At 39.3% G+C, this 24,389-nt stretch carries 33 protein-coding genes and 1 other annotated feature; of the genes, 27 read left to right on the forward strand and 6 right to left on the reverse strand.

Going from position 1 to position 24,389, the window contains the following annotated elements; translation table 11 throughout:
- Positions 1–76: 76 nt before the first annotated feature.
- The 9 genes from QOZ98_RS00270 (at position 77) to QOZ98_RS00310 (ending at position 6,512) form a co-directional block, all read left to right on the forward strand.
- Positions 77–1,324 carry a molybdopterin molybdotransferase MoeA gene (locus QOZ98_RS00270; protein ID WP_308785559.1) on the forward strand — a complete coding sequence of 416 codons (1,248 nt, stop codon included), beginning with the start codon at positions 77–79 and terminating at the stop codon, positions 1,322–1,324.
- Between the two features lie 77 nt (positions 1,325–1,401).
- Positions 1,402–1,839 (forward strand): molybdenum cofactor biosynthesis protein MoaE, encoded by a 438-nt coding sequence (locus QOZ98_RS00275; RefSeq protein WP_308785560.1) that lies wholly within the window; start codon positions 1,402–1,404, stop codon positions 1,837–1,839.
- Entirely contained in the window at positions 1,836–2,069 is a 234-nt protein-coding gene (locus QOZ98_RS00280) for a MoaD/ThiS family protein (RefSeq protein ID WP_308785561.1), read from the forward strand. Before QOZ98_RS00275 ends, QOZ98_RS00280 begins: the two co-directional genes overlap by 4 nt.
- Before the next feature lie 56 nt (positions 2,070–2,125).
- Positions 2,126–3,142: a GTP 3',8-cyclase MoaA gene (moaA, locus tag QOZ98_RS00285; protein ID WP_308785562.1), complete on the forward strand. Its 1,017-nt coding sequence runs from the start codon at positions 2,126–2,128 to the stop codon at positions 3,140–3,142.
- A gap of 157 nt (positions 3,143–3,299) precedes the next feature.
- Positions 3,300–4,007: a Crp/Fnr family transcriptional regulator gene (locus QOZ98_RS00290; RefSeq protein ID WP_308785563.1), complete on the forward strand. Its 708-nt coding sequence runs from the start codon at positions 3,300–3,302 to the stop codon at positions 4,005–4,007.
- A gap of 279 nt (positions 4,008–4,286) precedes the next feature.
- Positions 4,287–4,712 (forward strand): VOC family protein, encoded by a 426-nt coding sequence (locus QOZ98_RS00295; RefSeq protein ID WP_308785564.1) that lies wholly within the window; start codon positions 4,287–4,289, stop codon positions 4,710–4,712.
- Positions 4,713–4,837: 125 nt separating this feature from the next.
- Positions 4,838–5,704, forward strand: a complete 867-nt coding sequence (locus QOZ98_RS00300) for an alpha/beta fold hydrolase (protein WP_308785565.1) — start codon at positions 4,838–4,840, stop codon at positions 5,702–5,704.
- Positions 5,705–5,902: 198 nt separating this feature from the next.
- Complete coding sequence (locus QOZ98_RS00305; RefSeq protein WP_308785566.1) at positions 5,903–6,220, forward strand: hypothetical protein; 318 nt, start codon at positions 5,903–5,905, stop codon at positions 6,218–6,220.
- 91 nt (positions 6,221–6,311) lie between these two features.
- Positions 6,312–6,512 carry a hypothetical protein gene (locus QOZ98_RS00310; RefSeq protein ID WP_308785567.1) on the forward strand — a complete coding sequence of 67 codons (201 nt, stop codon included), beginning with the start codon at positions 6,312–6,314 and terminating at the stop codon, positions 6,510–6,512.
- Positions 6,513–6,533: 21 nt separating this feature from the next.
- Here QOZ98_RS00310 and QOZ98_RS00315 read toward each other — a convergent pair whose 3' ends face one another.
- Entirely contained in the window at positions 6,534–7,274 is a 741-nt protein-coding gene (locus QOZ98_RS00315) for an alpha/beta fold hydrolase (RefSeq protein ID WP_308785568.1), read from the reverse strand.
- Between the two features lie 192 nt (positions 7,275–7,466).
- On the opposite strand from QOZ98_RS00315, the gene QOZ98_RS00320 reads away from it, so the two are divergent.
- Together QOZ98_RS00320 and QOZ98_RS00325 are read left to right on the forward strand one after the other, a co-directional pair.
- On the forward strand, positions 7,467–7,829 hold the full coding sequence (locus QOZ98_RS00320) for a hypothetical protein (RefSeq protein WP_308785569.1): 363 nt from the start codon (positions 7,467–7,469) through the stop codon (positions 7,827–7,829).
- Positions 7,830–8,023: 194 nt separating this feature from the next.
- The gene (locus QOZ98_RS00325) at positions 8,024–8,515 is read left to right on the forward strand and encodes a hypothetical protein (protein WP_308785570.1); all 492 of its coding nucleotides are present in this window, start codon (positions 8,024–8,026) and stop codon (positions 8,513–8,515) included.
- A 23-nt stretch (positions 8,516–8,538) separates the two neighbouring features.
- Here QOZ98_RS00325 and QOZ98_RS00330 read toward each other — a convergent pair whose 3' ends face one another.
- Both QOZ98_RS00330 and QOZ98_RS00335 read right to left on the reverse strand, forming a co-directional pair.
- A complete protein-coding gene (locus QOZ98_RS00330) occupies positions 8,539–8,889 on the reverse strand; it encodes a CPCC family cysteine-rich protein (protein ID WP_308785571.1) in 351 nt (116 codons plus the stop codon).
- Between the two features lie 802 nt (positions 8,890–9,691).
- Positions 9,692–10,144 carry a universal stress protein gene (locus QOZ98_RS00335; protein ID WP_308785572.1) on the reverse strand — a complete coding sequence of 151 codons (453 nt, stop codon included), beginning with the start codon at positions 10,142–10,144 and terminating at the stop codon, positions 9,692–9,694.
- A 514-nt stretch (positions 10,145–10,658) separates the two neighbouring features.
- Between QOZ98_RS00335 and QOZ98_RS00340 the strand changes: the two genes are divergently transcribed.
- From QOZ98_RS00340 to QOZ98_RS00370, 7 genes are all read left to right on the forward strand, one after another.
- Positions 10,659–10,841 carry a hypothetical protein gene (locus tag QOZ98_RS00340; protein ID WP_308785573.1) on the forward strand — a complete coding sequence of 61 codons (183 nt, stop codon included), beginning with the start codon at positions 10,659–10,661 and terminating at the stop codon, positions 10,839–10,841.
- Positions 10,842–10,872: 31 nt separating this feature from the next.
- Complete coding sequence (locus QOZ98_RS00345) at positions 10,873–11,334, forward strand: GNAT family N-acetyltransferase (RefSeq protein WP_308785574.1); 462 nt, start codon at positions 10,873–10,875, stop codon at positions 11,332–11,334.
- 267 nt (positions 11,335–11,601) lie between these two features.
- Positions 11,602–11,781 (forward strand): hypothetical protein, encoded by a 180-nt coding sequence (locus QOZ98_RS00350; RefSeq protein WP_308785575.1) that lies wholly within the window; start codon positions 11,602–11,604, stop codon positions 11,779–11,781.
- Entirely contained in the window at positions 11,757–12,686 is a 930-nt protein-coding gene (locus QOZ98_RS00355) for a hypothetical protein (protein ID WP_308785576.1), read from the forward strand. Before QOZ98_RS00350 ends, QOZ98_RS00355 begins: the two co-directional genes overlap by 25 nt.
- Positions 12,687–12,710: 24 nt before the next feature.
- Positions 12,711–13,181 (forward strand): GNAT family N-acetyltransferase, encoded by a 471-nt coding sequence (locus QOZ98_RS00360; RefSeq protein WP_308785577.1) that lies wholly within the window; start codon positions 12,711–12,713, stop codon positions 13,179–13,181.
- A 49-nt stretch (positions 13,182–13,230) separates the two neighbouring features.
- Complete coding sequence (locus QOZ98_RS00365; RefSeq protein ID WP_308785578.1) at positions 13,231–14,079, forward strand: hypothetical protein; 849 nt, start codon at positions 13,231–13,233, stop codon at positions 14,077–14,079.
- A 65-nt stretch (positions 14,080–14,144) separates the two neighbouring features.
- Positions 14,145–14,900 (forward strand): SDR family oxidoreductase, encoded by a 756-nt coding sequence (locus QOZ98_RS00370; RefSeq protein ID WP_308785579.1) that lies wholly within the window; start codon positions 14,145–14,147, stop codon positions 14,898–14,900.
- Positions 14,901–15,015: 115 nt separating this feature from the next.
- Here the strand turns inward: QOZ98_RS00370 and QOZ98_RS00375 are convergent, their stop codons facing one another.
- Positions 15,016–15,348 carry a DUF3784 domain-containing protein gene (locus QOZ98_RS00375; RefSeq protein ID WP_308785580.1) on the reverse strand — a complete coding sequence of 111 codons (333 nt, stop codon included), beginning with the start codon at positions 15,346–15,348 and terminating at the stop codon, positions 15,016–15,018.
- A 229-nt stretch (positions 15,349–15,577) separates the two neighbouring features.
- Between QOZ98_RS00375 and QOZ98_RS00380 the strand changes: the two genes are divergently transcribed.
- From QOZ98_RS00380 to QOZ98_RS00415, 8 genes are all read left to right on the forward strand, one after another.
- Positions 15,578–16,669: a glycerol dehydrogenase gene (locus QOZ98_RS00380; protein ID WP_308785581.1), complete on the forward strand. Its 1,092-nt coding sequence runs from the start codon at positions 15,578–15,580 to the stop codon at positions 16,667–16,669.
- A 161-nt stretch (positions 16,670–16,830) separates the two neighbouring features.
- A complete protein-coding gene (locus QOZ98_RS00385; RefSeq protein ID WP_308785582.1) occupies positions 16,831–17,274 on the forward strand; it encodes a GNAT family N-acetyltransferase in 444 nt (147 codons plus the stop codon).
- 94 nt (positions 17,275–17,368) lie between these two features.
- Positions 17,369–17,562: a binding site (T-box leader), on the forward strand.
- Between the two features lie 53 nt (positions 17,563–17,615).
- A complete protein-coding gene (proS, locus tag QOZ98_RS00390; RefSeq protein ID WP_308785583.1) occupies positions 17,616–19,046 on the forward strand; it encodes a proline--tRNA ligase in 1,431 nt (476 codons plus the stop codon).
- Positions 19,047–19,227: 181 nt separating this feature from the next.
- Positions 19,228–19,515 (forward strand): hypothetical protein, encoded by a 288-nt coding sequence (locus QOZ98_RS00395; RefSeq protein ID WP_308785584.1) that lies wholly within the window; start codon positions 19,228–19,230, stop codon positions 19,513–19,515.
- 22 nt (positions 19,516–19,537) lie between these two features.
- Positions 19,538–20,266, forward strand: a complete 729-nt coding sequence (locus QOZ98_RS00400) for a HEAT repeat domain-containing protein (RefSeq protein ID WP_308785585.1) — start codon at positions 19,538–19,540, stop codon at positions 20,264–20,266.
- Positions 20,267–20,281: 15 nt separating this feature from the next.
- Positions 20,282–20,860: a histidine phosphatase family protein gene (locus tag QOZ98_RS00405; protein ID WP_308785586.1), complete on the forward strand. Its 579-nt coding sequence runs from the start codon at positions 20,282–20,284 to the stop codon at positions 20,858–20,860.
- A gap of 24 nt (positions 20,861–20,884) precedes the next feature.
- Positions 20,885–21,445: a GNAT family N-acetyltransferase gene (locus tag QOZ98_RS00410; protein WP_308785587.1), complete on the forward strand. Its 561-nt coding sequence runs from the start codon at positions 20,885–20,887 to the stop codon at positions 21,443–21,445.
- Positions 21,446–21,493: 48 nt separating this feature from the next.
- Complete coding sequence (locus QOZ98_RS00415; protein ID WP_308785588.1) at positions 21,494–21,799, forward strand: hypothetical protein; 306 nt, start codon at positions 21,494–21,496, stop codon at positions 21,797–21,799.
- Positions 21,800–21,977: 178 nt separating this feature from the next.
- Here the strand turns inward: QOZ98_RS00415 and QOZ98_RS00420 are convergent, their stop codons facing one another.
- Positions 21,978–23,102 (reverse strand): MFS transporter, encoded by a 1,125-nt coding sequence (locus tag QOZ98_RS00420; protein WP_308785589.1) that lies wholly within the window; start codon positions 23,100–23,102, stop codon positions 21,978–21,980.
- A gap of 70 nt (positions 23,103–23,172) precedes the next feature.
- A complete protein-coding gene (locus QOZ98_RS00425; protein ID WP_308785590.1) occupies positions 23,173–23,691 on the reverse strand; it encodes a TetR/AcrR family transcriptional regulator in 519 nt (172 codons plus the stop codon).
- Between the two features lie 152 nt (positions 23,692–23,843).
- Here QOZ98_RS00425 and QOZ98_RS00430 point away from each other — a divergent pair, with 152 nt between their 5' ends.
- The gene (locus QOZ98_RS00430; protein WP_308785591.1) at positions 23,844–24,296 is read left to right on the forward strand and encodes an SRPBCC family protein; all 453 of its coding nucleotides are present in this window, start codon (positions 23,844–23,846) and stop codon (positions 24,294–24,296) included.
- Positions 24,297–24,389 lie beyond the last annotated feature (93 nt).

The following is a 24,389-nucleotide window of genomic DNA, read 5'->3' on the forward strand; positions in this document are numbered from 1 at the left end:
AGTACGTGTGATTTCTCGATAATATTTATGATTCTTACAAGTAAATTTTATAAATAAACTCAAGGGGTAGATGGAGATGGTTGAACAACGTAAGCCGATTCCGGTGGCAGAAGCTGTAAAAAAAGTAATTGGACAGGCACAGCTGCTTGGGACCGAGATGGTATCCCTTGATCAAAGCTATAATCGGATACTGACAGAACCTATTATAGCTAAGCACCCAGTACCGCCATTTGATCGGTCTCCGTACGACGGTTTTGCCATCATTTCCAAATACTCAATTGGAGCTTCCGGTGATAATCGCATCAAGTTTACAGTTATCGACCACATTGGAGCAGGATCAGTTTCAGAAAAACTTCTGTCCGGCAACGAGGCAATCCGGATTATGACAGGTGCACCGCTCCCGAAAAACGCAGACGCCATTGTCATGTTTGAGCAAACTGTTGAATCAAAGGACTCTTTCACAATTCGAAAACCTTTCACGCCTTTGGAAAATGTTTCGCAGAAAGGCGAAGATATCAAACAAAGTGAAACAGTAATAGAAAGAGGAAACTTGATCCATCCTGGTACCGTTGCACTTTTGGCTACTTTCGGATATGCACAAGTATGTGTTTCTAAACAGCCAATAGTTGGCATTCTGTCGACAGGAACAGAACTGTTGGATGTAGCTGACAAACTCGTTCCGGGAAAAATTCGCAACAGCAATGGTCCAATGATTGCGGCGCAACTAGCTCGTATGGGAATTTTGTGTAAAACATATGGCTTGTCTGCGGACAAATTGGATAAGAGTTTTGAAATTGTAAAAAAAGCGGCTGAGGAAACGGATTGCTTGATAACCACTGGCGGTGTATCTGTTGGCGACTTTGATTTTCTGCCGGCCATTTATGAGCGTCTGGGTGCACAAATTTTATTTAATAAAGTTGCCATGCGTCCTGGAAGTGTAACAACAGTGGCAGTGGCGGATAACAAATATTTATTTGGATTGTCCGGAAATCCTTCTGCTTGTTTTACAGGTTTCGAGTTATTTGTTCGCCCAGCTTTGTTAAAAATGATGGGTGCAGAAAAACTATATTTGCCGCATACAACAGCCATACTAGGAGAAGATTTTACAAAAGCAAATCCGTTTACTCGTTTTATTAGAGCGGTATATGATGGCCACACTATAAAACCAGCCGGCTTTAACAAATCTAATGCCGTTGCTTCAATCGCAAAAGGAAATGCACTTATTGTCTTGCCTGATGGGACAAGGGGATTCAAAAGTGGAGATACGGTAGACGTACTTCTCCTAGGAGTAGAAGAAGGCAGTGCATTATGGAAAATAGAATAATTCAGCAGGAAAAAAATTTCGAACCAACACCAGAAAGATAGGCCAGTGTTTTGTGAACTGGTTGGAAGGGAAACTAGATGAAAGCATTTAGCATCGTATCAGAACCGATCCATCCTCAACTTTATGCAGACTATGTTTTAAGAGCAGAAGCAGGGGCAGTCATACTTTTTACTGGCCACGTTCGAGAATGGACAGGTGCGGCACAAACACTTTTCCTTGAGTATGAGGCATATGTGCCGATGGCAGAAAAGAAACTGGCACAAATCGGACAGGAGATAAAGAGGAAATGGGAAGGCTGCCAAGTGGCAATTGCCCATCGTATCGGGGAACTTCAAATCAGTGATATCGCGGTAGTCATTGCGGTTTCTTCGCCTCACCGAAAATATGCTTATGAAGCCAACGAGTATGCGATTGAACGAATCAAGGAAATCGTTCCGATCTGGAAAAAAGAAATTTGGAATAATGGCGAAGAATGGATTGGCGACCAAAAGAAAAAACCAGGAGGATTCATATGATTACGGTACAGTATTTTGCGGGAGTCCGAAACATAACAGATAAGACTAGTGAAATTTTTGGTTTTGCAGAAAAATCTGTTGGTGAGCTGCAAAAACTGCTTGAAGAAAAATATGGCGGTTTAAAAGGAAGTTCAGTTCAATTCGCGGTTAATGAAGAATATGTATTGTCTAGTGAGCTCTTAAAAGATGGCGATATAGTTGCCTTAATTCCACCAGTAAGCGGTGGCTGACTAACAGACTGTGCTTGTAGACTTGATATTACAAGCAGTAGAAAGGGAGAAGCACTATGGAAAGACAACCATTGAACGATCAACTGGGCCGGCCGATCCGCGATTTGCGAATTTCTGTTACAGACCGGTGCAATTTCCGATGCTCCTATTGTATGCCCAAAGAAGTTTTTGGGGATGACTATGCATTTTTACCAAAACAGGAATTACTATCTTTTGAAGAAATTTATCGGTTGACTAAGTTATTTGTATCGATGGGAGTTAAAAAAATCAGATTAACAGGGGGAGAACCCTTATTACGTACTGGACTTCCAGAACTGATCAAGCAAATTTTATCAGTCGACGGCGTAGAGGACTTGGGGTTGACCACTAATGGTCTTTTGTTAAAAAAACAAGGACAAGCTTTGTATGATGCGGGTTTAAGAAGATTGAACATCAGTCTGGATGCATTGGATTCTACTCTTTTTGGTAAACTCAATGGCAGAGGTGTTGGTTCTTCAAACATACTTCAGCAAATTGACTATGCAAACGAACTAGGTTTTGAAATAAAAATAAACATGGTCGTTCAAAAAGATGTTAATGAAAAAGAAATTTTGCCAATGGCCGCTTATTTTAAAGAACGGGGAATTACACTGCGCTTTATTGAATTTATGGACGTGGGAACCGACAATGGCTGGAGCTTTAAAAAAGTAATCACGAAAAAAGAAATTCTTGAGTTGCTTCAAACCGTCTACGAACTTGATCCTGTCGATAAAGACTATTTTGGTGAAGTGGCAAAGCGATACAGTTATAAAGAAAGCAACTCACAAATAGGATTTATTACTTCCGTTTCAGAATCTTTCTGTTCTTCCTGTACGCGTGCACGCCTGTCTTCTGATGGGAAGTTTTATACTTGTTTATTTGCCACAGAAGGTTTTGACATTCGTGACTTAATACGAAATGGTTTAAGTGATGCTGAAATTTTAAAGGCAGTCAGCGATGTATGGGGCAATCGTACAGATCGCTATTCTGACGAACGAACAGAACAAACTGCAAAAACCCGTAAAAAAATCGGTATGTCTTATATTGGCGGTTAAAATGCATTTGCTGTTTTTAATTACGAAAATTAGTTTACAAAACATATAAGTAGTCGTACTTCTCAAACTTTTCGACAGAGATCGCAACGTTTCAATGATAAAGAAGTATATTTTTAGTCCTATCGTTTAATTGACACACGAAGGGAGGATTGGAAGTATGGACCATGAAGGTGAAATTCGGCATGATGATCCAAAAACCAGTAAAAAGCACGAGTTGTGTGTTTCTATTGTTCCGATTTTTAACCATCTCCCACCAGAAGAAATGGAGATGATAGCGAAAGCCACACGTCCAGTTTCTTTGAAGAAAGGTGAAACATTATACAGAGCTGGCGACACTTCAAACTCTTTGTATATTGTTCATGAAGGAAAAATAAAGGTGTATCGTTTATCGGAGAATGGCAAGGAACAGTTGATTAGAATTTTAGCGCCAGGTGAGTTTACAGGTGAACTTGCTGTCTTTACGGAATCCATTCATGAAGTCTATGGAGAAGCTATGGAGAAAACAGAGATTTGCAGCATAAAAAATTCTGATTTACAAGAATTGCTGCAGAAGCATCCCAATATTTCATTGAAAATTTTAGCGGAATTTTCAAAACGACTTGATTCTGCAGAACATCAGTTGACTAGTTTTGCCACCGAAGATGTGGATAAACGTATTGCCTTATATTTAGTTGAATTGGCTGAAGAAAGTGAAACTGCAGTGATTCGTCTTCCAATGTCACGAAAAGACCTCGCATCTTTTCTTGGAACAGCGCCAGAAACCATAAGCCGCAAGCTTACGAAATTTGAAGAGCAGGGCTGGATTAAGCAAGAAAATCGGCGAACTATACTTATTTTAGATTTAGATGCCTTGTTACTTGTTTAATCATTTTGGAATCTAGGTTACTCAGAAAAACATATATATTACGGGTAAAGTACTTCTTGAAAAAGGTATAAATGAGGATTTTTTAAAGCAATTAACAAATATCGGTGTATCCTTTATTGTTCTTTAATTAGCGGAAGTATCTTTATCCAAACACTTAAACTATCGCAAGTAAATACTCTTTTTTGAAAAACAAGAGTATAGTATTAAATTTTGCAGGAATTTTTTTAAATCCAACGAATTAGGTAGATTGTAATCCTAATACAGATTGGAGGAATATCAATGACATTAAAAGCAAAAGAGATTTACGTCAATTTACCTGTAAAAGATTTGGACAAATCAGTGGAATTTTTTACAAATCTTGGATTTGAGTTTCACCCAGAAATGATGGATGAAAATGCAACGTGTATGATTGTCGGTGAAAATATTTTCGTTATGCTGTTGATTGAACCCTTCTTTAAAACTTTTACCAAAAAAGAGCTTGCAGATTCGACGAAAAATACAGAAGTAATTGTGGCACTTTCGGCTGACAGCCGTCAAAGCGTTGACGACATTGTCAACAAAGCATTAGAAGCTGGCGGTAAAGCATCGAATGATGTGATGGATGATGAGTACATGTATGCTTGGAGTTTTCAGGATCTCGATGGCCATTTATGGGAAGTCATTGCTATGTCAGAAAGCAACGATTTAAATAAGAGCGAAGCGTAAAAAAGAGGAGCATTTAGGAAAAATCCTAAATGCTCCTCTATATTTACGTCTGTTTTTTATTGTATTGGAAGTTGTCAGCAATAAAAATTTGTTAGTTCAACATCTACAATAAGAGGTGAATGCATATGGAGCGAAAGATCGAGACATTTTCGTGGGAAGGCATGTCCATTGAATATTCGGTAGTAGGAAAAGGAGAACCGATACTTGTCATGCACGGTGGACATTCAAATTGCCATGAAGAAATGGGCTATAAGGGGTTAGTGGACAACGGCTTTTCAATAATTACTCCTTCAAGAGCAGGGTATGGAGGGACTTCAAAAGAAGTAGGGAAAAGCCTTTCAACCGCTTGCGAATGTTACCGCGGTTTAATGGGACATTTAAACATTGAGAAAGTCCATCTGCTCGCAATTTCTGCCGGTGGACCCAGTGGGATTTATTTAGCTGCACATTATCCAAAGCTCGTCAAAACTTTAACTTTACAATCCGCAGTGACAAAAAGGTGGATTCAGCCAAAAGATAAAGAATACATGGCAGCCAAAATCTTATTTCAACCCTTTAGTGAAAAGGTCACCTGGACTTTCATTTCTGCCATAAGCAATAGATTCCCGCGATTTGTTTTTCGATCAATGTTTTCATCGTTTAGCAATCTGATTTACAGTGAAGCAAAAGACAAAATAGCCGACAGCGATATTGAGGCTCTTCAAAAAATGAACAATCACCAACGATCAGGTTCTGGCTTTATGGTAGACCTGACCCATATAAAAGAGTTAACAATTACAGATTTACAAACAGTAACGTGCCCTACTCTAATTATCCATAGTAAACATGATGCTGCGGTGTCTCTCGAACACCCCTATTATGCACATCAACACATTCCTTCTTCCGAACTTTGTCTAATAGAGTCATGGGGACATTTAATTTGGCTTGGAAATTCTGCGAATAAAGCCGAAGAAAAGACAGTTCAATTTTTGAAATCAAATCATCTTTCTTAAGATTCGTTGCCTTCAACCAACAATAATGTCTGAAAATTTTGTTTTCCATGGCGATAAATGGATAATTTTGTTATGGTTAATAGGAGAATATGGTATTTATGAAGCTTAGTATAAGGTCGATGTTTTCAATTTTGTTTACCGAGTATATAAGTTATTTAACAAATAGTGAAGTCTACCTAATAGATAAGGGGTTTTTACATGGAGACAGCAATTGAAATTTTACTAATTGTGCTTCCTATAGCAATAGTAGGAGGAATTGCATTATTTGTGATTAAAAGGCTCAAAAATAAACAGGAAAGAGGCACACTGGGTAAGAAAAAATCTAAAGATGCTCAAAGTTTATTGGATAGCTTAATACCACTCGGAATGCTTTTTGGTTCTGCTATCGGTTTGGTTTTCAGCAACCTTTTTCAAATTACTGTAGGGACTGCAATAAGCCTGGGTGCAGGAATAGGTTTGTTACTCGGGTATATTGCTTATGAGATATATAGTAGGCAGGAAGAAAAGGACAAATAAATATCATCAAGTTCTCTTAATAAAAGGCTAATAGAAATTTAAGTATAGAGATAAAAGTTGTTTTTCAAAAAAGTACAATGGAGGGACAACAATGCTCAAATTCTTAAAAAGAGTTTTTTTAGAGAGGTGGGAATTGGTCCATACCACTACGAGTTTAGATCAACATTTCGCCATGTTAGAAAAACTTAGAAGCAACGGTATTGATTACAAAACAAAGGGATTGAATTTTGGTGGTGGATACGGTGGAGCTAGTGGATATAGTACCGTTTATCACATTTATACACGAAAATGAATATGCTAATGGGGAGAATTTTTAACTATGGGGATTTAGCCAGTCTCTTAAAGTACGATTAAAAAGCTGTGCATTTTGGACAGGCCAGGCATGTTGAGCTTTAGGGATTAATCTTCCAACTGCGCTTGGTAGGAACTGCGGAGCTGTTTCAACAGATTCGAGAATGCCGCGAGATTCTTGATCGCCAGCGACTATTAGACAGGGACAGTCAATGTTAGCATACGACTCATCAAGACGAAATTGCATGATTTCCTGCCAAATCGTTTCATAAGTTTCCCGAGTCAGAAGCTGGTAGTTCGTTATAAAAACCGGTATTTTGTCTTGAGGCAAATGGTAATGTTCACGTGCTAACTTTTTGAGATATCGTTCATCTTGTATTCCTCGCTGAACTATACGGGATTGCACTTTTAACAAAAATTGAAATCGCATGGGTTTTACGGTAATGCCGCTTATGAACGCACTAATAATTTTTTCAGGGTATCGTTTAGCTAATTCTAAAGCAACGTGCCCACCCAACGAAATTCCCACAACATGAACCGATCGATTTCCGATCACCTGATGTGCAATCAAATCGGTCGCATCCGCTAAACCAGTCCATGGAGTTGATCTGCTTTTTCCGTGTCCAGGCAAATCCACCAGAACAAGTTGATAATCCGAAAAGGCTGGTTCCTGCTGCCACCACATCCAACTACTCGCACCAATTCCATGAATAAAGAGGATGGATTGATTTCCTTTAGATTCAGTTTCTACAAAATTAAGCATATTTCCAATCCCCCTATACTATGATTAAAGGATATCCCGTGAAAGGCAATTCTATCTGAAGGGAAAACTGTTGAAATATTCGCCTCTATTTTATCATATATATAAGTAGAACTTTTTATTTAAGCACTCTTGATAGCTGTATTCTTAGCCGGATTGCGCTTAATACAATCACCAATTGAGATGAGGCACACAATGACAAATGGAATCGATTTTTATATTGCTAATACAAGTAAAGAAGCAGCTATTTCTGAAAAACACGTGAAGTTTGATGAAGACCTTTACCACTATTTATTGACCCGGGAAGGTTATCCAGCGAAAAGATATAGTCTCTTAATAAACCTGGATCAATATAATGATCGATTCTTTTCACCTAACGAAATAAGTGAGTTAATTCTTATTTGTGAAAGGCTTTTAAATGAATATAGCTTGAAAACAAAGAAACGATGGAAAACAGATAACTTCACGTGGAGAATAAATATACTCGCTGAAAATCTTAAAACGCTTTGCTTATTCGCATTAGAGGAAAATAAAAAAGTATTTGCTGCAGGAGATTGAACTCAGGGAGTAAACTTTTCACCTCATGGAGAGTGAAACTTACTGAATTTCAAATTTGTAGGTACTCGAACTTTTCAAAAGTATTCTCGCTGCCCTGACTTTCCAACAGTTGCCCACAACTTTGATAGCAAAATTGATTTAAGGTAACTAATAAATTTAGTGCACGTCTAAATTTGTGCTGGGAGGGGAAAGTATTGAAGTCTAAAACTTTGTATTTAAGCAGTATTATTACTTTGTTGTTGGCTGGTTGTGTTCAAGAGAATCAAGTGATCGGAAATGATAATAGTAATTCTATAGAAAATACTGACTATGTATCACAAAAACCACCGCATCTGAAAGTTAGAATAAATGAAGAGGACTATTCTGCCGGTTTAAGTGGTTATGAGTGGAACTACTTTGATCAAGAGGAAAATATGATGGCTACTGTTCAAACAGAATCGATCTCACCTTTTGATTTAGTCGGTAATCGGGAGGCACCTGCGGTAAATTCAGAAACATCCATTCAGTTTAGATTTGAAGAAGAACCGCTTTTTTATCAAGTTAATATTTGGGATGCTAAGAATACTAGAGAAGCTTCTTCAAACGTAGTTGCACTAGAGGGGCAAAGCGGAAGAACAATTTATGAAGTGGCAGCAACTTGGGAACAAGGAACTGGCCATTATTTTTTCCCGCTAACTGTAGAATAATACATCTCTTTTATACGCAAATCCTATCCATATAAAAGCAGTTCTTTTTCAAGCATGAAAATTTCGTTCCATTTGATCAACTCGTTTTCTTCGTTGTCCTCATCCAATAGTTGATAGGCATCTATCAAAATTCTTTTTTTCACTAAGAATGCAGAAGGTATGCTCCGGGGTTTTTCTCGATACATCGTAAAGTGGACAGCAAAATTCCGCCTGGCTTCTTCTAATGAGTAATCGCCATTTGGACCTCCATCCATTGTTTCAGGAGTCTGCTCACTGTAACCCGAATCCTGCCAATCGCACAATATGCAGATTTCATCGTAAGATCTTCTATTTAAAGTAGGATAGCCGCAGCACGGACATTTTTCTCTATTCATTTATAAGCTCCTTTGCAGATAAAAGTATTTTAATTGTATTTATAAAAAAGTAAAAAATGGACTCTGTCTTAGTCGCACTCACAAGCTTTTATAATAACAAAAGGGGAGTATCAGATTCCAAAACTATTGGCTATTTTGTCCTTTTCGTTGGATGAAGTAAACTTATGTTTGATTATGCAGTGATCATTTAATACTTTGCTACGATTATTAAGGTCCGTATATTCTTCTGTTTGTCTCACTTTACTTTTTGCTGAGTAGTTGTAAAAAGGCATCATCCAGACTGGTACTTATCAGCTTGCTAATTTTTGAAAAAATAGAACAAGTAAAGGAGGAAAACTCATTGGTCGAAGAGTCTTACATTAATTGGGTAGATGTATTGGCAACATACCTGATATTTGGTGCTATTATCATTTTTGTAATTTTGTTAATTAGATGGATTGTTAAACGAAAATAATTGACTTTATAAACAGCGACTAAATAACTTGGCAATAAACTGAAGTTATCGATGAGTCTAAGGCATTTTATCACCCTATATCGAGACATGTGCGCAGAGCATAAAATTCGATAGAAGAAAGCAAAAAACTAGTTAGTTATCAGTCAGTGTTAGTTAGGAGGAACTGCCAATGAAAAGAAAAGCTAAGTACATTTTAATTTTTATATCTGGATTGGTTGTATATTTCGGATTCTCGATTCTTCTGGCGATTTAACTGGACTAGCTGATAAATTTGAGCCTGATGCAAAATCAGAAAAGTCCGGTTAGCTCGGTAGGCAAGTTAACCGGGCATTGTTAAAATTTGTCCTTTTAATCCTCAGCTTTTTCTCTTCGAACAACTAATACATCACAAGGACTGCTGCTGACAATGTGCTGAGACACACTGCCCATTAAATAATGTTCAACTGCATTTAAGCCCTGAGCTCCGCATACAATAAGGTCGGCATCTACCTGTTTTGCGTAATCGCGCGAAATGACCTTATTAGGAGAGCCTGGGACTACAAACACATTCACTTCTGAAACTCCGGCTGCAGCAGCTTCTTCTTTATATTTATTAAGCAGCTGTTTGCCATATTCAAAAACTTCATCATTCATATCCGGCACACGTTTGGTCATCGCCGTAAAGGAACGGGTATCCACTACATAAATTAAATTCAATACGGCATTATCTCGTTTTGCTATTTGCACCGACTTTTTTAGCGCCCATTCTGCTTCACGTGATCCATCAACTGCCGTTAAGATGTGCTTGTACTCCATTGCCATGCTAATCCCTCCTCAGATTTTTTATTCTTTTCTTACACTAAATTCTTCAAGGCTTGTGAAAATCCTTTCTTTTACAGTTGAAATCTTTATTTTATTATTCCATGACGATAGCAAAGGAAAAACGAAGATCCATGATTCTTGATTCGTCTGGAATGGCGGTAAAGAGCAATGTTTATTTTAATGGATCAAATCGTATATGTAGGTGATGAATGAACAACACCGTACACAACTCAATAAATATGACGCTTGAAAGAATTGCAGCACCAGCTTTAGCCAATCCATCTTTTAAAACTTGAGTTAAAAACTTCATACTATACATCTCCAAATCATTTTATTCGTTCTTTGTTACTACAATTATTGACCGCAAAGCTTAAAAGAACCTTAAAGTGTAAGGGAAGTAAAAAAAGGAGCGAATATAGCCTTTCTCGCATAAAAGATGAAACCTCAACTTTGCCGTTTCGTATATAAGAAAAGTAAGATTCACAGAATATGTAAAATAGAAGGGGGACTCCATATGTCTACAGAAGCTATCGGCCTACTTGCTATAGTTACCAGTGTAATTTGGGTGCTTCTGACCAACGAACTGGCAAAGTCTTCAGAGACAAAAAACGGGCGGAAAATAGCCACTTTAATGACGGCAGGCACTTTGTTTACAACAATACTTACAGTTTCACTGTTCCAAAGTCTTCTATTATAAAAATGCTGGAAAAATAAAGGGGATATTACATATGACTCAAAATATTGATTTTAGACTGGCGACTCTTGGAGATTTGGATAGCATTGTAGAAATGCTGAACGACGATCTTCTCGGCAGCCAAAGAGAACGTTATGAGCAACCACTTCCAGATAGCTACCTACAAGCATTTCATGCTATAACAAATGATCCCAATAATGAATTGATAGTGGCTTGTATGGGCTATGAGATCATTGGTGTCCAACAGATTACGTTCACTCCTTATTTAACGTATCAAGGCGGATGGAGAGCCACGATTGAAGGCGTGAGAACGTCTTCTTTACATCGAGGAAAAGGCATAGGGACTCAGCTCATTCAATGGGCAATTTCCCGGGCGAAAGATCGTGGCTGCCATTTGGTTCAACTTACCACAGATAAAAAGCGCCAGGATGCATTGCGCTTTTACGAACAACTTGGTTTTGCAGCATCACATGAAGGATTAAAACTAAAGCTATAGCAGTTACATAACTTTTAAATCCAATAATATTTGAAAAGCAGAGAGAAAAGCGTCGCAAAAGTCCATTTTCTCTCTTTTTTCGAATGTAAAAATATTGGAGATGTAGCCATACACTTGTAGATAATTTAATAGATTCATCTTGCCCTGAATTTTAAATATCTTCTTCAATAAAATTCAAATATTTGTAACGCGATTCTAATTTAATTTTCAAAAATGTATAAAATCAATATAGGTAGACGTATCTTTGAATAGAGAGTAGGTAGGAGCATGAATCGAACAAAACTGGAAGCAGCACTGGCGCATGCCAGCGTTCGAGATCCGATATTTCTTGGAGAAGGGGCTTGGCATTGTGCATGGAAAGTACAGAAAGCCGGCGGTGACTTTGTACTGCGAATTCCCAAAGAAACGCTTATGGGAAATCGGTGGCGTTTAACGAGGCTGCATTAAGAGCAGAATATGGTGGAACAAAACTGTACTATCAGTCTGTCAACAAAGCAAATGAAGGTGCAGCACCGGAGTTTTATGATTTTCATGTATCACCGAGACTGACCTACACATTGGAAACCTTCGCCGGCAATCCAATCGACTTGCATACAGTGACAGAAGAAATGGCGTTTCAAACAGGACTGGAAGTCGGAAAAATCCATTGGCAAACAGAAGAAATTCCACACGAACTTGACGGTTATGGATATCTTGCATGGACGCAGGATAAAGGGCTGCATGGTGCTTTTGATGGCAATGCAAGAGAGTTTTTAAAAGAAGAAAGCAAAGAGCATTTAGCTGATTACAGCGTCTTATGCACAGCCCGTTCAGAGTTTGAAGACCCTGTCGTCAGTCGAGCAATCCAAGTAGCTGTAGAGCTTAGAAATCGGCAATTTAAAAAGCCGCTTCTGGCAAATCAGGACGTATCACCGGAAAACATTTTACTGAATGATGGCCGTGTCCGTTTAATCGATCCATATCCAAGCATTTATTATTCGCGAGGGATGGCCGGCAATTTTATGAACCTTTACGAAACCTACTTTATCGGTTTGGCGGATACAGAACGCTACCGCAGCCATCAATTTTCAAAGTGTGCCGACCAGCTGAAAGCGATGGCAATAGGGTTTCTCGAAGGGTACAGCGCGGGCGATCTGCAAGTTGAAAGGGAAGTGAGGGGCGAACAGCTGCTGCAATTGCTGGAGACCGCACACAGTCATTTTTGCTTGTTGTCAGAAGAGATATCTGAAGAGAAGAGGATCCGGTATGGCAATGCAGCAGCGATAAAAGAGCGGCTCGTCTGGCTTTCTGAAGAACTTAAATCCCTGGCTGCTGATCAAATTAGTGAGCTTGAGCAAACTGTCAGTGGATGAAATCTTGCATAGGATAGGTGAAAAATGAATCCAAACGAAGTTTTAGAGAGAATGCAAATACACAGGATTACAGAGCCTTTTGAAGAGCAGGCTAGAGCGGTGGTTTTAAAAGGGTTAGAAGAGCGCTTTGGCTTTATCGATCCCAAGTATAATCCAGATTTAAAAAGCATTGTCTTGAGCTATAGCGGACAAAGGGCTGTGTTTTTGGTTGGCATCTACAAAGATCGGGTGATTTGCACCGGCGCTGTATCTATGGAATCCTTAAGCGTTGGAAGAGTCGAACGGATGTCAGTCTTGAAAGAATACAGAAGAACCGGTGTCGCCAAAGGGATGATCCATAGCTTGGAGTCGTGGTCGAAAGAAAACGGATATCAACAATTAGTTTTGGAAACAAACAATGACTGGCAAAGCGCGATTGGTTTTTATAAGAACAGAGGGTACAGCATATATTTAAATGATGGCAAGTGCAGCCATTTTGTTAAGGAATTGGTTTGATCTGAGTATATTACTAAGAAGATATGGGGAAAAAATTGGGGGTCAAGCAATGGATTGGTCAAAAGAACAAGAGGAAGTAAAACTTGATTTGAGTTTTCTCCCGCCAACATTGAAGCAACTGAAAAAGTTCAGCGAATTATTGGATAAAGAAGGGGTATCATTTGACGAATACTTTGGTTTGGAATGGACTGACAGCAGAATGGCCTACCATCAGACACCGCTTGATGTACTGCCATTCATGTCTCCGGGTGTAGATGGTATTCATATTGGCTTGTTAACAGACTTTGGTACAGTCACCGATTTGGAGCAAGCGTTTGTTGTTTGTATATTTCCAATGGAGGATCCAGAAAATGCTGTACAACTGCTGGCACGCAATCCGAAAGAATTTATCAACTACCTTAACAGCGATAAGCACTTGCTGATGTTATACAATGCACCGATAATTGAGTCGAAGGATCGATATCAGCTCTTTCTGCAGGAGGCAGAAGAGGAGTTCGAAGCAAACTCTAAGCGAAATGAATTGGAATTAAAACTAAAAAATTTCATGGACTCTAAAGAAATTGTTGATGTTTATGACTATGTAAAGACTACAGTTTCTGCTGAACGGAATGCGCAGATTGTATTGCCCACTTTAGATGGGGTTGGAGTAGCGAATTTTGGTAAGACAGGCGGAGCACCAGATACGAATTCTTTTGAAATAACAGAAAAAATAACTCTTGAAGAAATATGCACGTATTTTGAACAGGCTTCTGACGATCGTAAACTGGCATTCATACGCGATGCTCAGTTCACGGGAGTAATTTTCGAGGACTTAGAACTCAAAGCTTTTCTCGTTAAAGAACTCAAGAAGATTGGGTGCGACAAGGAAGCAGAGCGTTTGAAAAGTTATGATTGGTAAAATAAAAATCTACAAGAAAATTACCGCGGATTAAAGCATTCTATACTCAAAGGGGGAACTCTATAGTGGCTGAACAACAAAAGCGCATAGCAGTTGTAACAGGTGTAGGCCATCCAAAAGGCATTGGGGCCGCAGTCTGTCGAAAGCTGGCTTCGCAAGGTGTAGATATATTCTTCACTCACTGGGAATCAAATTTTGATTTCCCTTCAAAGTTTCAAACAGAACTAGTTGATATGGGTGTGCAGTGTGAATTTATAGAAGTAGATTTGTCTGAAAGAGAGGCTTACAAAGTCGTGTTGTCAGCAGTGATTAAAAAAATTGGAAAGCCTAACATCTTGATTAACAACGCAGCCCATTCAACAGATTCAGATTACATGGCACTTACGGAAAAAATATTGGATGACCATTATTACGTGAACGTCAGAACGACTTGCCTTCTTTGTACAGAGTTTGCCCGGCAGTTCCAAAAAAGCGAAAGCAAGAACGGCAGAATTGTCAACTTAGTATCTGGACAAGGCTTGGGACCAATGCCCAAAGAATTAGCCTATGTGGCAACTAAGGGAGCCATCTCAGCCTTTTCGGTTTCGCTGTCTTCAGATCTTGCCAGATTGGGCATTACAGTCAATGCAGTTAATCCTGGGCCGACCGATACGACTTGGATGACGGATGGCATTCGACAGCATTTGCTTCCCCAGTTTCCAGCTGGAAGGATTGGGCAACCAGAGGATGCGGCGAACATTATCGCCTTTCTGGCCAGCGAAGAAGCAGAATGGATTACCGGACAAATTATTAATTCAGAAGGCGGCTTTCTTAGAGGGTAGATAAACTAAGGAGAATTCATGTCAGAAAACATGTCAAACCATAGATTAATCTATATGAAAATAAATGAGGGCATTCGAATAAATCATCGAATGCCCTCATTTTTAAATTTAGAGGTCACGAACCATCGTTTAATTTATAACAATCTCCTGTGTTCATATAAACCAAAGCAACTACGATGGTGGCAACCATCAAACTATTCCCAATGATTAGTAACCAACTTAGTTGAAGATATTCTCCAACGAAAATAATTGCCATGGAAAATGCAATGCTGAGCAATACTTTCCCCGTAGCTTTACACAAAGCCATTTCATCATACTTCGCTTTTTCTTCAGCCGGCATCGTGTTGTAACCAGCAATCAGAAAAGCACCTTTTCCCTGCAATAAAATAATGCTTAAAATAAGAAACAAGATCATTAACCCAAGTGGAACAAGCATTTCCATTGCCATAGGGATAAACCCTCCCCCGCACAGAATAATGTGTAGTAAGTATATCGTTTGGCCTCTTATAAAGTTTCATTTAATTGATATTTTGAATATATGCTATTGCAGGCAAGTTGCACTAAGAGCTTTTTTTGAAAACACACTTTGTTTACCTAGCTAACTTCCAGGGAAGCATAGTACTTAGTGCTATTATTTTAATGGACTGTAATACAAGATTTGAAAGGAGCAATTAATTATGCAAAAGAAAGTATTTATTTCACCCAAAAAATATATCCAAGGTGCTGGGGTTCTTAGCGAAATTGGCGAAGAAGTAGCGAAAATCGGGAAAGCTCCGCTCGTGTTATCGGATAGCATTGTTTGGGACATTACTGGCGACACTGTTAAAGAAAGTTTTGAAGCTGCAAATACCACTTACATCTACGAAGAGTTTACTGGCGAAGCGTCAAATACAGAAATCACTCGTCTGACTGAAGTCGGCAAGGATAAAAAAGCGGACGTAGTCATTGGCTTAGGCGGCGGCAAGACTATCGATACGGCAAAAGCCGTGGGCGATGCACTGGGCATTCCGGTGGTTGTAGCTCCAACAACTGCATCCACAGATGCACCAACGAGCGCACTTTCTGTAATCTACTCGGATGAAGGTGTATTTGAAGGCTACAAATTCTATAACAAAAATCCGGAATTGGTTTTGATTGATTCCAAAGTGGTTGTAGGCGCACCAATCTTCTTGCTTGCTTCCGGCATGGGAGATGCCATGGCGACACTGGTTGAAGTGAAAGCTTCACAAAAACGCAATTCCAATACAATGGCTGGCGGGAAAGCAACGCTTGCAGCAATTGCGATTGCGGAAAAAGCAGAAGAAATCCTGTTTGACCAAGGGATCGCGGCATACAAAGCAGCCAAGCAAAAAATTGTGACTCCACAAGTGGAAGCGATTATTGAAGCAAATACCTTATTGTCAGGCATAGGCTTTGAAAATGGTGGACTCGCTGCCGCCCATGCGATTCATAACGGATTCACCGCATTAAAAGGGGATATTCACAAATTGACCCACGGCCAGAAAGTGGCTTATGGAGTCTTGACTCAGTTGGTACTCGAAGGCTATTCCGAAAAAGAGATTATGCGCTATGTTGATTTCTTTAAATCAATCGAACTGCCGACCACGTTAAAAGATCTGCATTTGGAAGATGTCGCTTACGAAGATTTGTTGGAAATCGGCAAATTGGCAACTGTGGAAGGCGAAACCACACACAACATGAACCCGGAACTAACACCTGAACAAGTAGCAGATGCTATTTTGGCAGTAAATGCATTAACGACTGCTTAATTTTAAGTTGATGAATACCCCCAATGGACTCAACAAGTCCATTGGGGGTATTTTGGTTGGGAATAAAGAAACCGTTGAATCCAAATTTTGCTCTTTCTAAATAAAGTACTTTATTTTACTATATGTTACAGAAGTACTAATAAAAGAAAAGAGGTAAAAGCATGCATATAGAAAGAGTCACACTGGACACGGTGGAGCGAGTTGTTCCTTTATTTGATGGATATAGACAGTTTTATGGCCAACAAGAGGATAAGCAAGCGGCACATCATTTTTTGGAAGAACGAATTTTAAAAGAGGAATCGATTATTTTTATCGCTTTTGTGGAAGGCGAGGCAGCTGGTTTTGTTCAGTTGTATCCGATATTTTCGTCGGTCTCTTTGAAGAGAGCTTATATCCTGAATGATTTATATGTTGATCCACGGTTTCGCAAGCAAGGTGCAGGCAAACAATTAATGGAGAAAAGTTTTGAATACTGCGAAGAGAAGGATGCTCGATTTGTGGCACTTGAAACAGCAACAGATAATGTCCAAGCGCAAAAGCTATATGAACAAATGGGCATGAACCAAGAAGAGATGCTTCATTACTCAAAAGTTTGGGAGAAGTAAGGCTAGATAAATCTAGACATAACCTGTACTTATCAACATTGACTTATTCTATTATTTAGATTAATCTGTATAAAATACAAATAGCAATCCATTCGCACGTTTAAGGAATAGTAAACAAGCTGTATTTTTTCAGAGAGGATATCAAAAGCTGCGAGATATCCAAAGTACATTTGTTGAACCTGCCTTTCATATTCTGTATTGAAAAATACAGCGGTTGATGCCGTTAGCCATTTCGAGAGTAAAGCTTTGCTTTAAATAAGGGTGGTACCGCCTCCAGAGGTCCCTTAGTTTAAAGTGGAGTTTTTTTGTGTTCCAAAATATTTTTTAAAAGGAGAATGGTCATGGCCAAACAATTAGTTGAACAAATTACCAACATGGATAAAGACTTTGCACAATGGTACACAGATGTTGTCACCAAAGCAGAACTGATTGACTACTCAAGCGTTCGAGGCTCCATGATCATCCGCCCTTATGGCTATGCGATCTGGGAAAACATCAAAGCGTCGCTTGACCAGGAAATCAAAGACACGGGACATGAAAATGTCTACATGCCACTGCTCATACCAGAAAGCCTGCTCCAAAAGGAAAAGGATCACATCAAAGGATTTGCGCCTGAAGTGGCGTGGGTTACACATGGCGGAGACGAGAAGCTGGCAGAACGCTTGTGCATTCGGCCAACATCAGAAGTTTTGTTTGCCGAACATTACAAAAACATCATCCATTCATATCGCGATTTGCCGAAGCTGTATAACCAGTGGTCAAATGTCGTCCGCTGGGAAAAAACGACAAGGCCTTTTTTACGCACGCTCGAATTTTTGTGGCAGGAAGGACATACTTGCCATGAAACAGAAGACGAGGCTCAGAAAGAAACGCTCAAGATGCTCGACGTATATGCTGATATTTGTGAGCGGGTATTGGCGATCCCAGTGATAAAGGGGCGCAAAACTGAAAAGGAAAAATTTGCAGGAGCAAAGTCTACCTACACGATTGAAAGTTTGATGCATGACGGAAAAGCGCTTCAATCCGGAACTTCCCACAACTTCGGCACCGGATTTGCGGAGACTTTTGGAATCGAGTTTCTAAACAGGGAAGGAAAGCTGCAGCCAGTTCATCAAACTTCATGGGGGTTCACCACTAGAATCATTGGAGCGATGATTATGGTCCATGGCGACGACAAAGGATTGGTGCTGCCGCCAGCTATAGCTCCAACCCAAGTACAGATTGTTCCAATCGCACAGCATAAGGAAGGGGTACTTGATGCAGCCTACGAAATTCACCATTCGCTCCAAACTTCTTTGCGGGTTAGCATAGATGCGAGCGATAAAAAACCAGGGTGGAAATTCAATGAATCCGAAATGAAAGGAATTCCAATCCGCTTGGAAATTGGTCCGAAAGATATTGAAAACGGAAAAGTAGTTTTGGTCCGAAGAGATACCGGAGAGAAAATTGATGTAAAGAATCATGAGATCGAAACAGCAATTGAACGGCTGCTCCAGGAGATTCAAAGCTCGTTATACGAAAAAGCATTGGAACATCGGTTGACTAAAACAAGCGTTGCTGTGAATATGGATGAGTTTAAAGACAATTTGCTCCAGGTTGGCGGGTTTATCAAAGCGATGTGGTGCGGCGATCAAGCATGTGAAGACCAAATAAAAGAACAAACGCAGGCGACTTCACGCTGCATTCCATTTGAGGAAAAAGGCGTTTCTGATACTTGTGTGTATTGCGGAAGAGCTGCGAAAGAATTGGTTTATTGGGCAAAAGCATACTAGAGCTCTATGTTCTAAGTGGCAAAAGGAAGAACTTCTTAATGAAGTTTCTTCTTTTTTTAATTTGGACAAGGATAAAAGTGATACTCTGAAGAAAAGCACCTGGAACAATTTACAAAAATTGAAACTATCCTATTCTGCTTTTCGTATAAATAGCTAACTGAAATGGATAAAGAGGTGGGAAATGGAATCTCGTTCACATGCGAAAGCAGATCTAAGCAAACAGATCAGCTTAAGAAGAGTCATGAATTGGTACGGTGTCCTTTTGTTTGTGGGATTGCTGATTTCTATCTATGTCCATGAAATAAAAGATGTCAGCGGATTTCTGCTTTTTATTCTCATAAGCAGTGCGCTTTATTTTCTGATGTTGAATCTATACTTTAAAAATGAACCAGGAAGAAAAATAGTTTTTATCATGTTGTGTTTTATTGCTTTGTTCAGCCTGTTTATGGTGTTCTATACAGCAACTTAAAAAGGAGTTGATCATTTCAATCATGATACTCGAGCAAAAATTATTGGCAATCCAACAATTGTTGGAACACGGCGGACCGGACGCCTTTCATGGAATAGCGGAATATTTAAAAGAAGATAACCGAGAGGTCCGAATAACAGCTATCGCAGCATTGGGAGAACTTCCTGTCAATCCGATGATTAAATCCGTACTCCTGCTATTGACTGAAGATCCGGACGAAGAAGTCCGTTATTTGGCTCTTGAATCATTATGGGAGTATAGGGGAGAAGATGTTTTCAATGCACATATCAGGCGGCTGAAAGACTCAGACGAACTGGTGCGAATGTCAGCGGTAGAGGGCTTAGGTGAGCTGAGGGATGCTAGAGCGGAACAATATCTTGTTAGATCCTTAAGTGATGAGGAAGAAATTGTCCGGAGAGATGCTGCAGCAGGACTTGGCAAAATTGGAGCCGCAACTGCCATTCCTGTACTTCAAAAACAGCTCCAGCAGGAAAAGAGCAGTTTAGCCAAAGTAGGGATCTATACCGGTTTGTATCTGTTGGGTTCTCAAATGCATTTGCAATCACTCTTGAACCTATTGAGCGATCCATCTTATGTAGTAAGATGTGCTGTTGCAAACTCAGTCGTCACTTTAGCTGACCAAGAGAATGAAAATGGGATCAAAAGAGCTCTTAAAGCGGCATTGAGGAGAGAGTTCACGATTGCCGGCCAATCTACCCTGCAAGAAGTATTGGATGAACTAAACTCATAGACAGGAGATGGAAATTTGGAAATGATTTTTATTCGCCATGGCCAAGGCGAGCATACAGTGAATTTGCCCGACAGCCTTCATTTGACCAATCCTTCATTGACTTTCAAAGGAATCAGCCAAGCTGGGAAACTAAGAACTTCACTTCCATTAAACGCTAAAGATATGTTAATCGTTAGCCCGACTTTAAGAACCCTTCAAACGGCATCGATCTGGAGCGCGGGTATAGCATGCCAAAAATTCATCCATCCATTGGCAGGTCCACGAATATTTCCTGCTCGGTCGAATGCTGCAACTTTGCCCTGTGACAGGCTGCTTGATTTAAAGAGGCTTCAAAGTGACTTTCAAAATTTCATTTTTGCGCCAGACTCGTCTTCCTGCTTGTGGCCAGAAGGCATTAACACGCTGCCTGAAGATGGATTTGACCAGTTGGCTGAAGATTTTATTGGTTTTTGCCAAAGTTTTAAATCCCGCAAAGTTTATATCGTTACACATGATGGGACCATTACATCATACCGCCAAAAGATTTCAAATCAAAAACTCACGAGAGAAGATTTTCTTGGTGAAACAGAATGGATTCAACTGGTGGTTGAATAATCTATCGATAGTCAGGAGGAAAAAATGGACAAAACAAATGCATTTCCCACACTTAGATCCGAGAGATTAATATTAAGGCAAGCAACTGAAGAAGATGCAGAAAATGTATTAGCGTATTTATCCAATGAAAAAGTTACCAGGCATATGGGAATTGAACCCTTCGAATCACGGCAAGATGCGATCGATGAAATTTCTTGGTACAGAACGATTTTTGAAAAAGATACAGGAATCAGATGGGGCATTACTTTAAAAGGCCAAGATAAAGTTATTGGCAGTTGTGGATTTTTGAATTTAAAGGCTCAGCATCACCGTTCGGAAATTGGGTTTGAATTGAGTGAAGAATACTGGGGTAAAGGGATTGCAAGTGAAGCATTCCAAGCAGTTATAGCATATGGGTTTGAAAACATGAACTTGCAGCGGATCGAAGCCTTAATAGAACCAGCCAACATATCCTCGCAGAAACTGGTCGAAAAACAGGGGTTCCAGAAAGAAGGTCTTCTAAGAAGTTATGAATTTACGGCTGGAAAGTATGATGATCTATATATGTATTCCATATTGAAGCGAGATTTTAATTTCACCGGTTAAACTGGTGTTTCCATTCAGTAAAATAATAAAAGTGAAAAGGAGAATATTATGGAAGTTTACTATTACATGATAGAAGCAACCCCGTATTCTGATAACCCGGAAAAGGAGACGTTTGAAAGCGCATTTATAAATTGTTGGGTTCACTCAACAGATATTGAAACAGCATTAACCAAAGCAAAAGCATATATACATGAAGAAGGATGGAGTGTAAAAAAGATTGAAGAACAGTTTATTGCGAATCGTAACTTATACGAAGGCTCTCCCGAACTTATAGATTCTTTAGAGTGCTTCGATCATGCCTTGAAAGAAGGTGTTTCAGCTATTTTCTATGGTTGGCCAAATGAACAAGAGTAATTTCCCATTCTTTTTTCAGTAACTTTAATTATCCAGAGATATTGATATATGAATAAATCTTTAATGAGCTATAAGACAATGAAAGAACTTTTAATTACTAATGTGTGCTCCTTAATAATTCCAACTGTTTTTTTTCCTTTAATATCCCGATTAAATTTCAACAAAGTTTCATTAATACTTAACCATCCGAAGATACCGTTGTTTTGCAAAAAAGAAACAAAAAACCGACGCCCGCAAACACAATAAAGGCAAGAGAATATGAGATTTCTACTATCAATATGCCTGCAACCATCGATCCTAGGGATTGGCCAATGCCCAATGAGAAAAATGAGATGCTGACGCCAGTAGAAGGAGCATCAGGAAAGTCGCGCGTACCCCAGACAATAAACAGGCCGGTCATGAATATAAAGGAAATTCCGAAGAGCAGTGCCGATAGATAGATGGCTGCATGATTAGGAATGGTTAACGTTAAAATTGAGGCGGATACAACAACAACTCCCAATCGGTATGATCGATTTAGTCCTATCGTTTGGATGATAGCGCCAGCGATACCCCCAATAATCCCGGCGCCTCCCATGATGATCCAAAATACAACACTTTCATTTGCTGAAAAACCGTGTATAGCGGTTAAGTAACTTCTTGAGAAGGTCCAATAAATAGAAGAACTGAAACCGATTCCGACAGATGCGAGGATTAAGAAACGTGCCTTTATTAATAGTCTGAAATTAAATCCACTTGATTGATTTATTGAGAAAGGCTGTTCTTCTTCTTTGATCACAGAAGCATTCCACCAGAAAACCATAGTGGCCATAACAGCGAAAAGTACATAACTCCATCTCCACTGTTCTGTAAACATCAGGGCTACAGGACCTGTTAAAAAAATCCCAAAGCTCGTACCCGTATTAATCCATGTATTGCCTTTATCTTGAAGATTCGATTTCATTGTATAAGACACCACTTGGCTAAAAGCAGGAGAAACCCATCCGCTTCCCAAACCTGCTACAAATGCGCTAAAGGTCAGCATGTAAAATCCTTGAGAGGCCGCCATTCCAAGCATTCCAAGGCAGGCAGTACTGCCCGATAATAGAATCACGTGACGTGCGCTAAATTTATGGATAAAGATAGAAGCTGTCAGCAAGGCAAGTGTATAAGCGATATAGGCAGCTGAACTCACATACCCTGATTGGCTGGCAGATAAATTTAAAGTCGAACTGATATCAGGTAGGAACAAACCGAAACTATACCTGGCAAAAGCGTAAGTTACGGCGACCATGGCGATGCCAGGCATGATAATTTTCCACATCTTTTCATCTCCTTTTATAGATAGAACGATAACTCTATTTTTGTTCCAAAAAAAGTAAGCAGTTGCCTACTTATAATTGTTGCACTAGAGGTATAAGTGAATTCTCAATTTTTTCTATATCCATTGTTTCCGATAGGGAAGTGGCTCCTTCAAACAACAACGATAGTTGCAGAGCAACTGAAGGGGATAGCCCGTTCGACTGGAAAAACTGAAGCATTTTTTCTTTATGCGAATAAACCTTCTGAACAATCAACTGATCTGGCGCATTGCCGAACTCCTCTTTTGCCCGCAAAAACATACAACCGTTAGATGAACTATTTTTTAACCAAATCAAGTGGCCAGCAGCAAGACGATTCTCGATTGATCCTGTTTTATTTTGCTTTGCTTGCTCTAATAAATCGAAGTAAGCCTGTTCTCTTCTGTTTAGAATCTCTAAGATAAGCTCTTCTTTAGAATTAAAGTGATTATACAGTGTCATAAGAGCAACGCCGGCTTCTTGGACAATCGCTTTCAAACCAATTGCGTGAAACCCATGGCTGTAAAAAAGCCGTTCGGCGGTAACGAGTAAATCTTCTTTTTTAGAACTCATATAATCCTCCTTTTAAATTATAGATATAACGGTCACTCTAAAATAACATAAGTTAAGAAAGAGTACAATGAATAGCGAAAGGTTATCATGACTAATTTTAAAAATACATCTAGATATAAAAATCAAAAGAAAGTATTAGAGGAGGTTCGATTGTGCCCATTATCAACCATGAGGTGTATATCAATGCACCTATTTCCAAGTGTTTTGACCTTGCCAGAGATGTCGATGTGCATACTGAAACTACTGCAAAAACGAAGGAACGTGCTATAGCAGGAGTGACCACGGGATTAATGGAAAAAGGCGACTGGGTAACGTGGGAAGCTACCCACCTTGGAGTAAAGCAAAAGCTGATAGCTAAAATAATTGAAATGGAAAAGCCTTATCAGTTTACTGATGAAATGGTGAAAGGCGCTTTTCATTCATTTACCCACATACACGAATTTATAGAAAGTGGCAATGGCACAATTATGAGAGATAAGTTTGTTTATAAGGCTCCTTTAGGTTTTTTAGGAAATATAGCTGATAAGTTATTTCTGGAAGAATATATGAAAAAGTTTATTATGAATCGAGCTTTTCAACTAAAGAAAATAGCGGAAAACAAGTAAGTTTAACTGTTAGTTACAGCAAGTTAAAAGTCTAAGGCTTGTGCAATATTGCAAGACTAAATATTTCTTCAGAAGCAAATTGCATTTATTAGG

This window comes from Planomicrobium stackebrandtii (assembly GCF_030814955.1).
GTDB lineage: Bacteria > Bacillota > Bacilli > Bacillales_A > Planococcaceae > Planococcus > Planococcus stackebrandtii.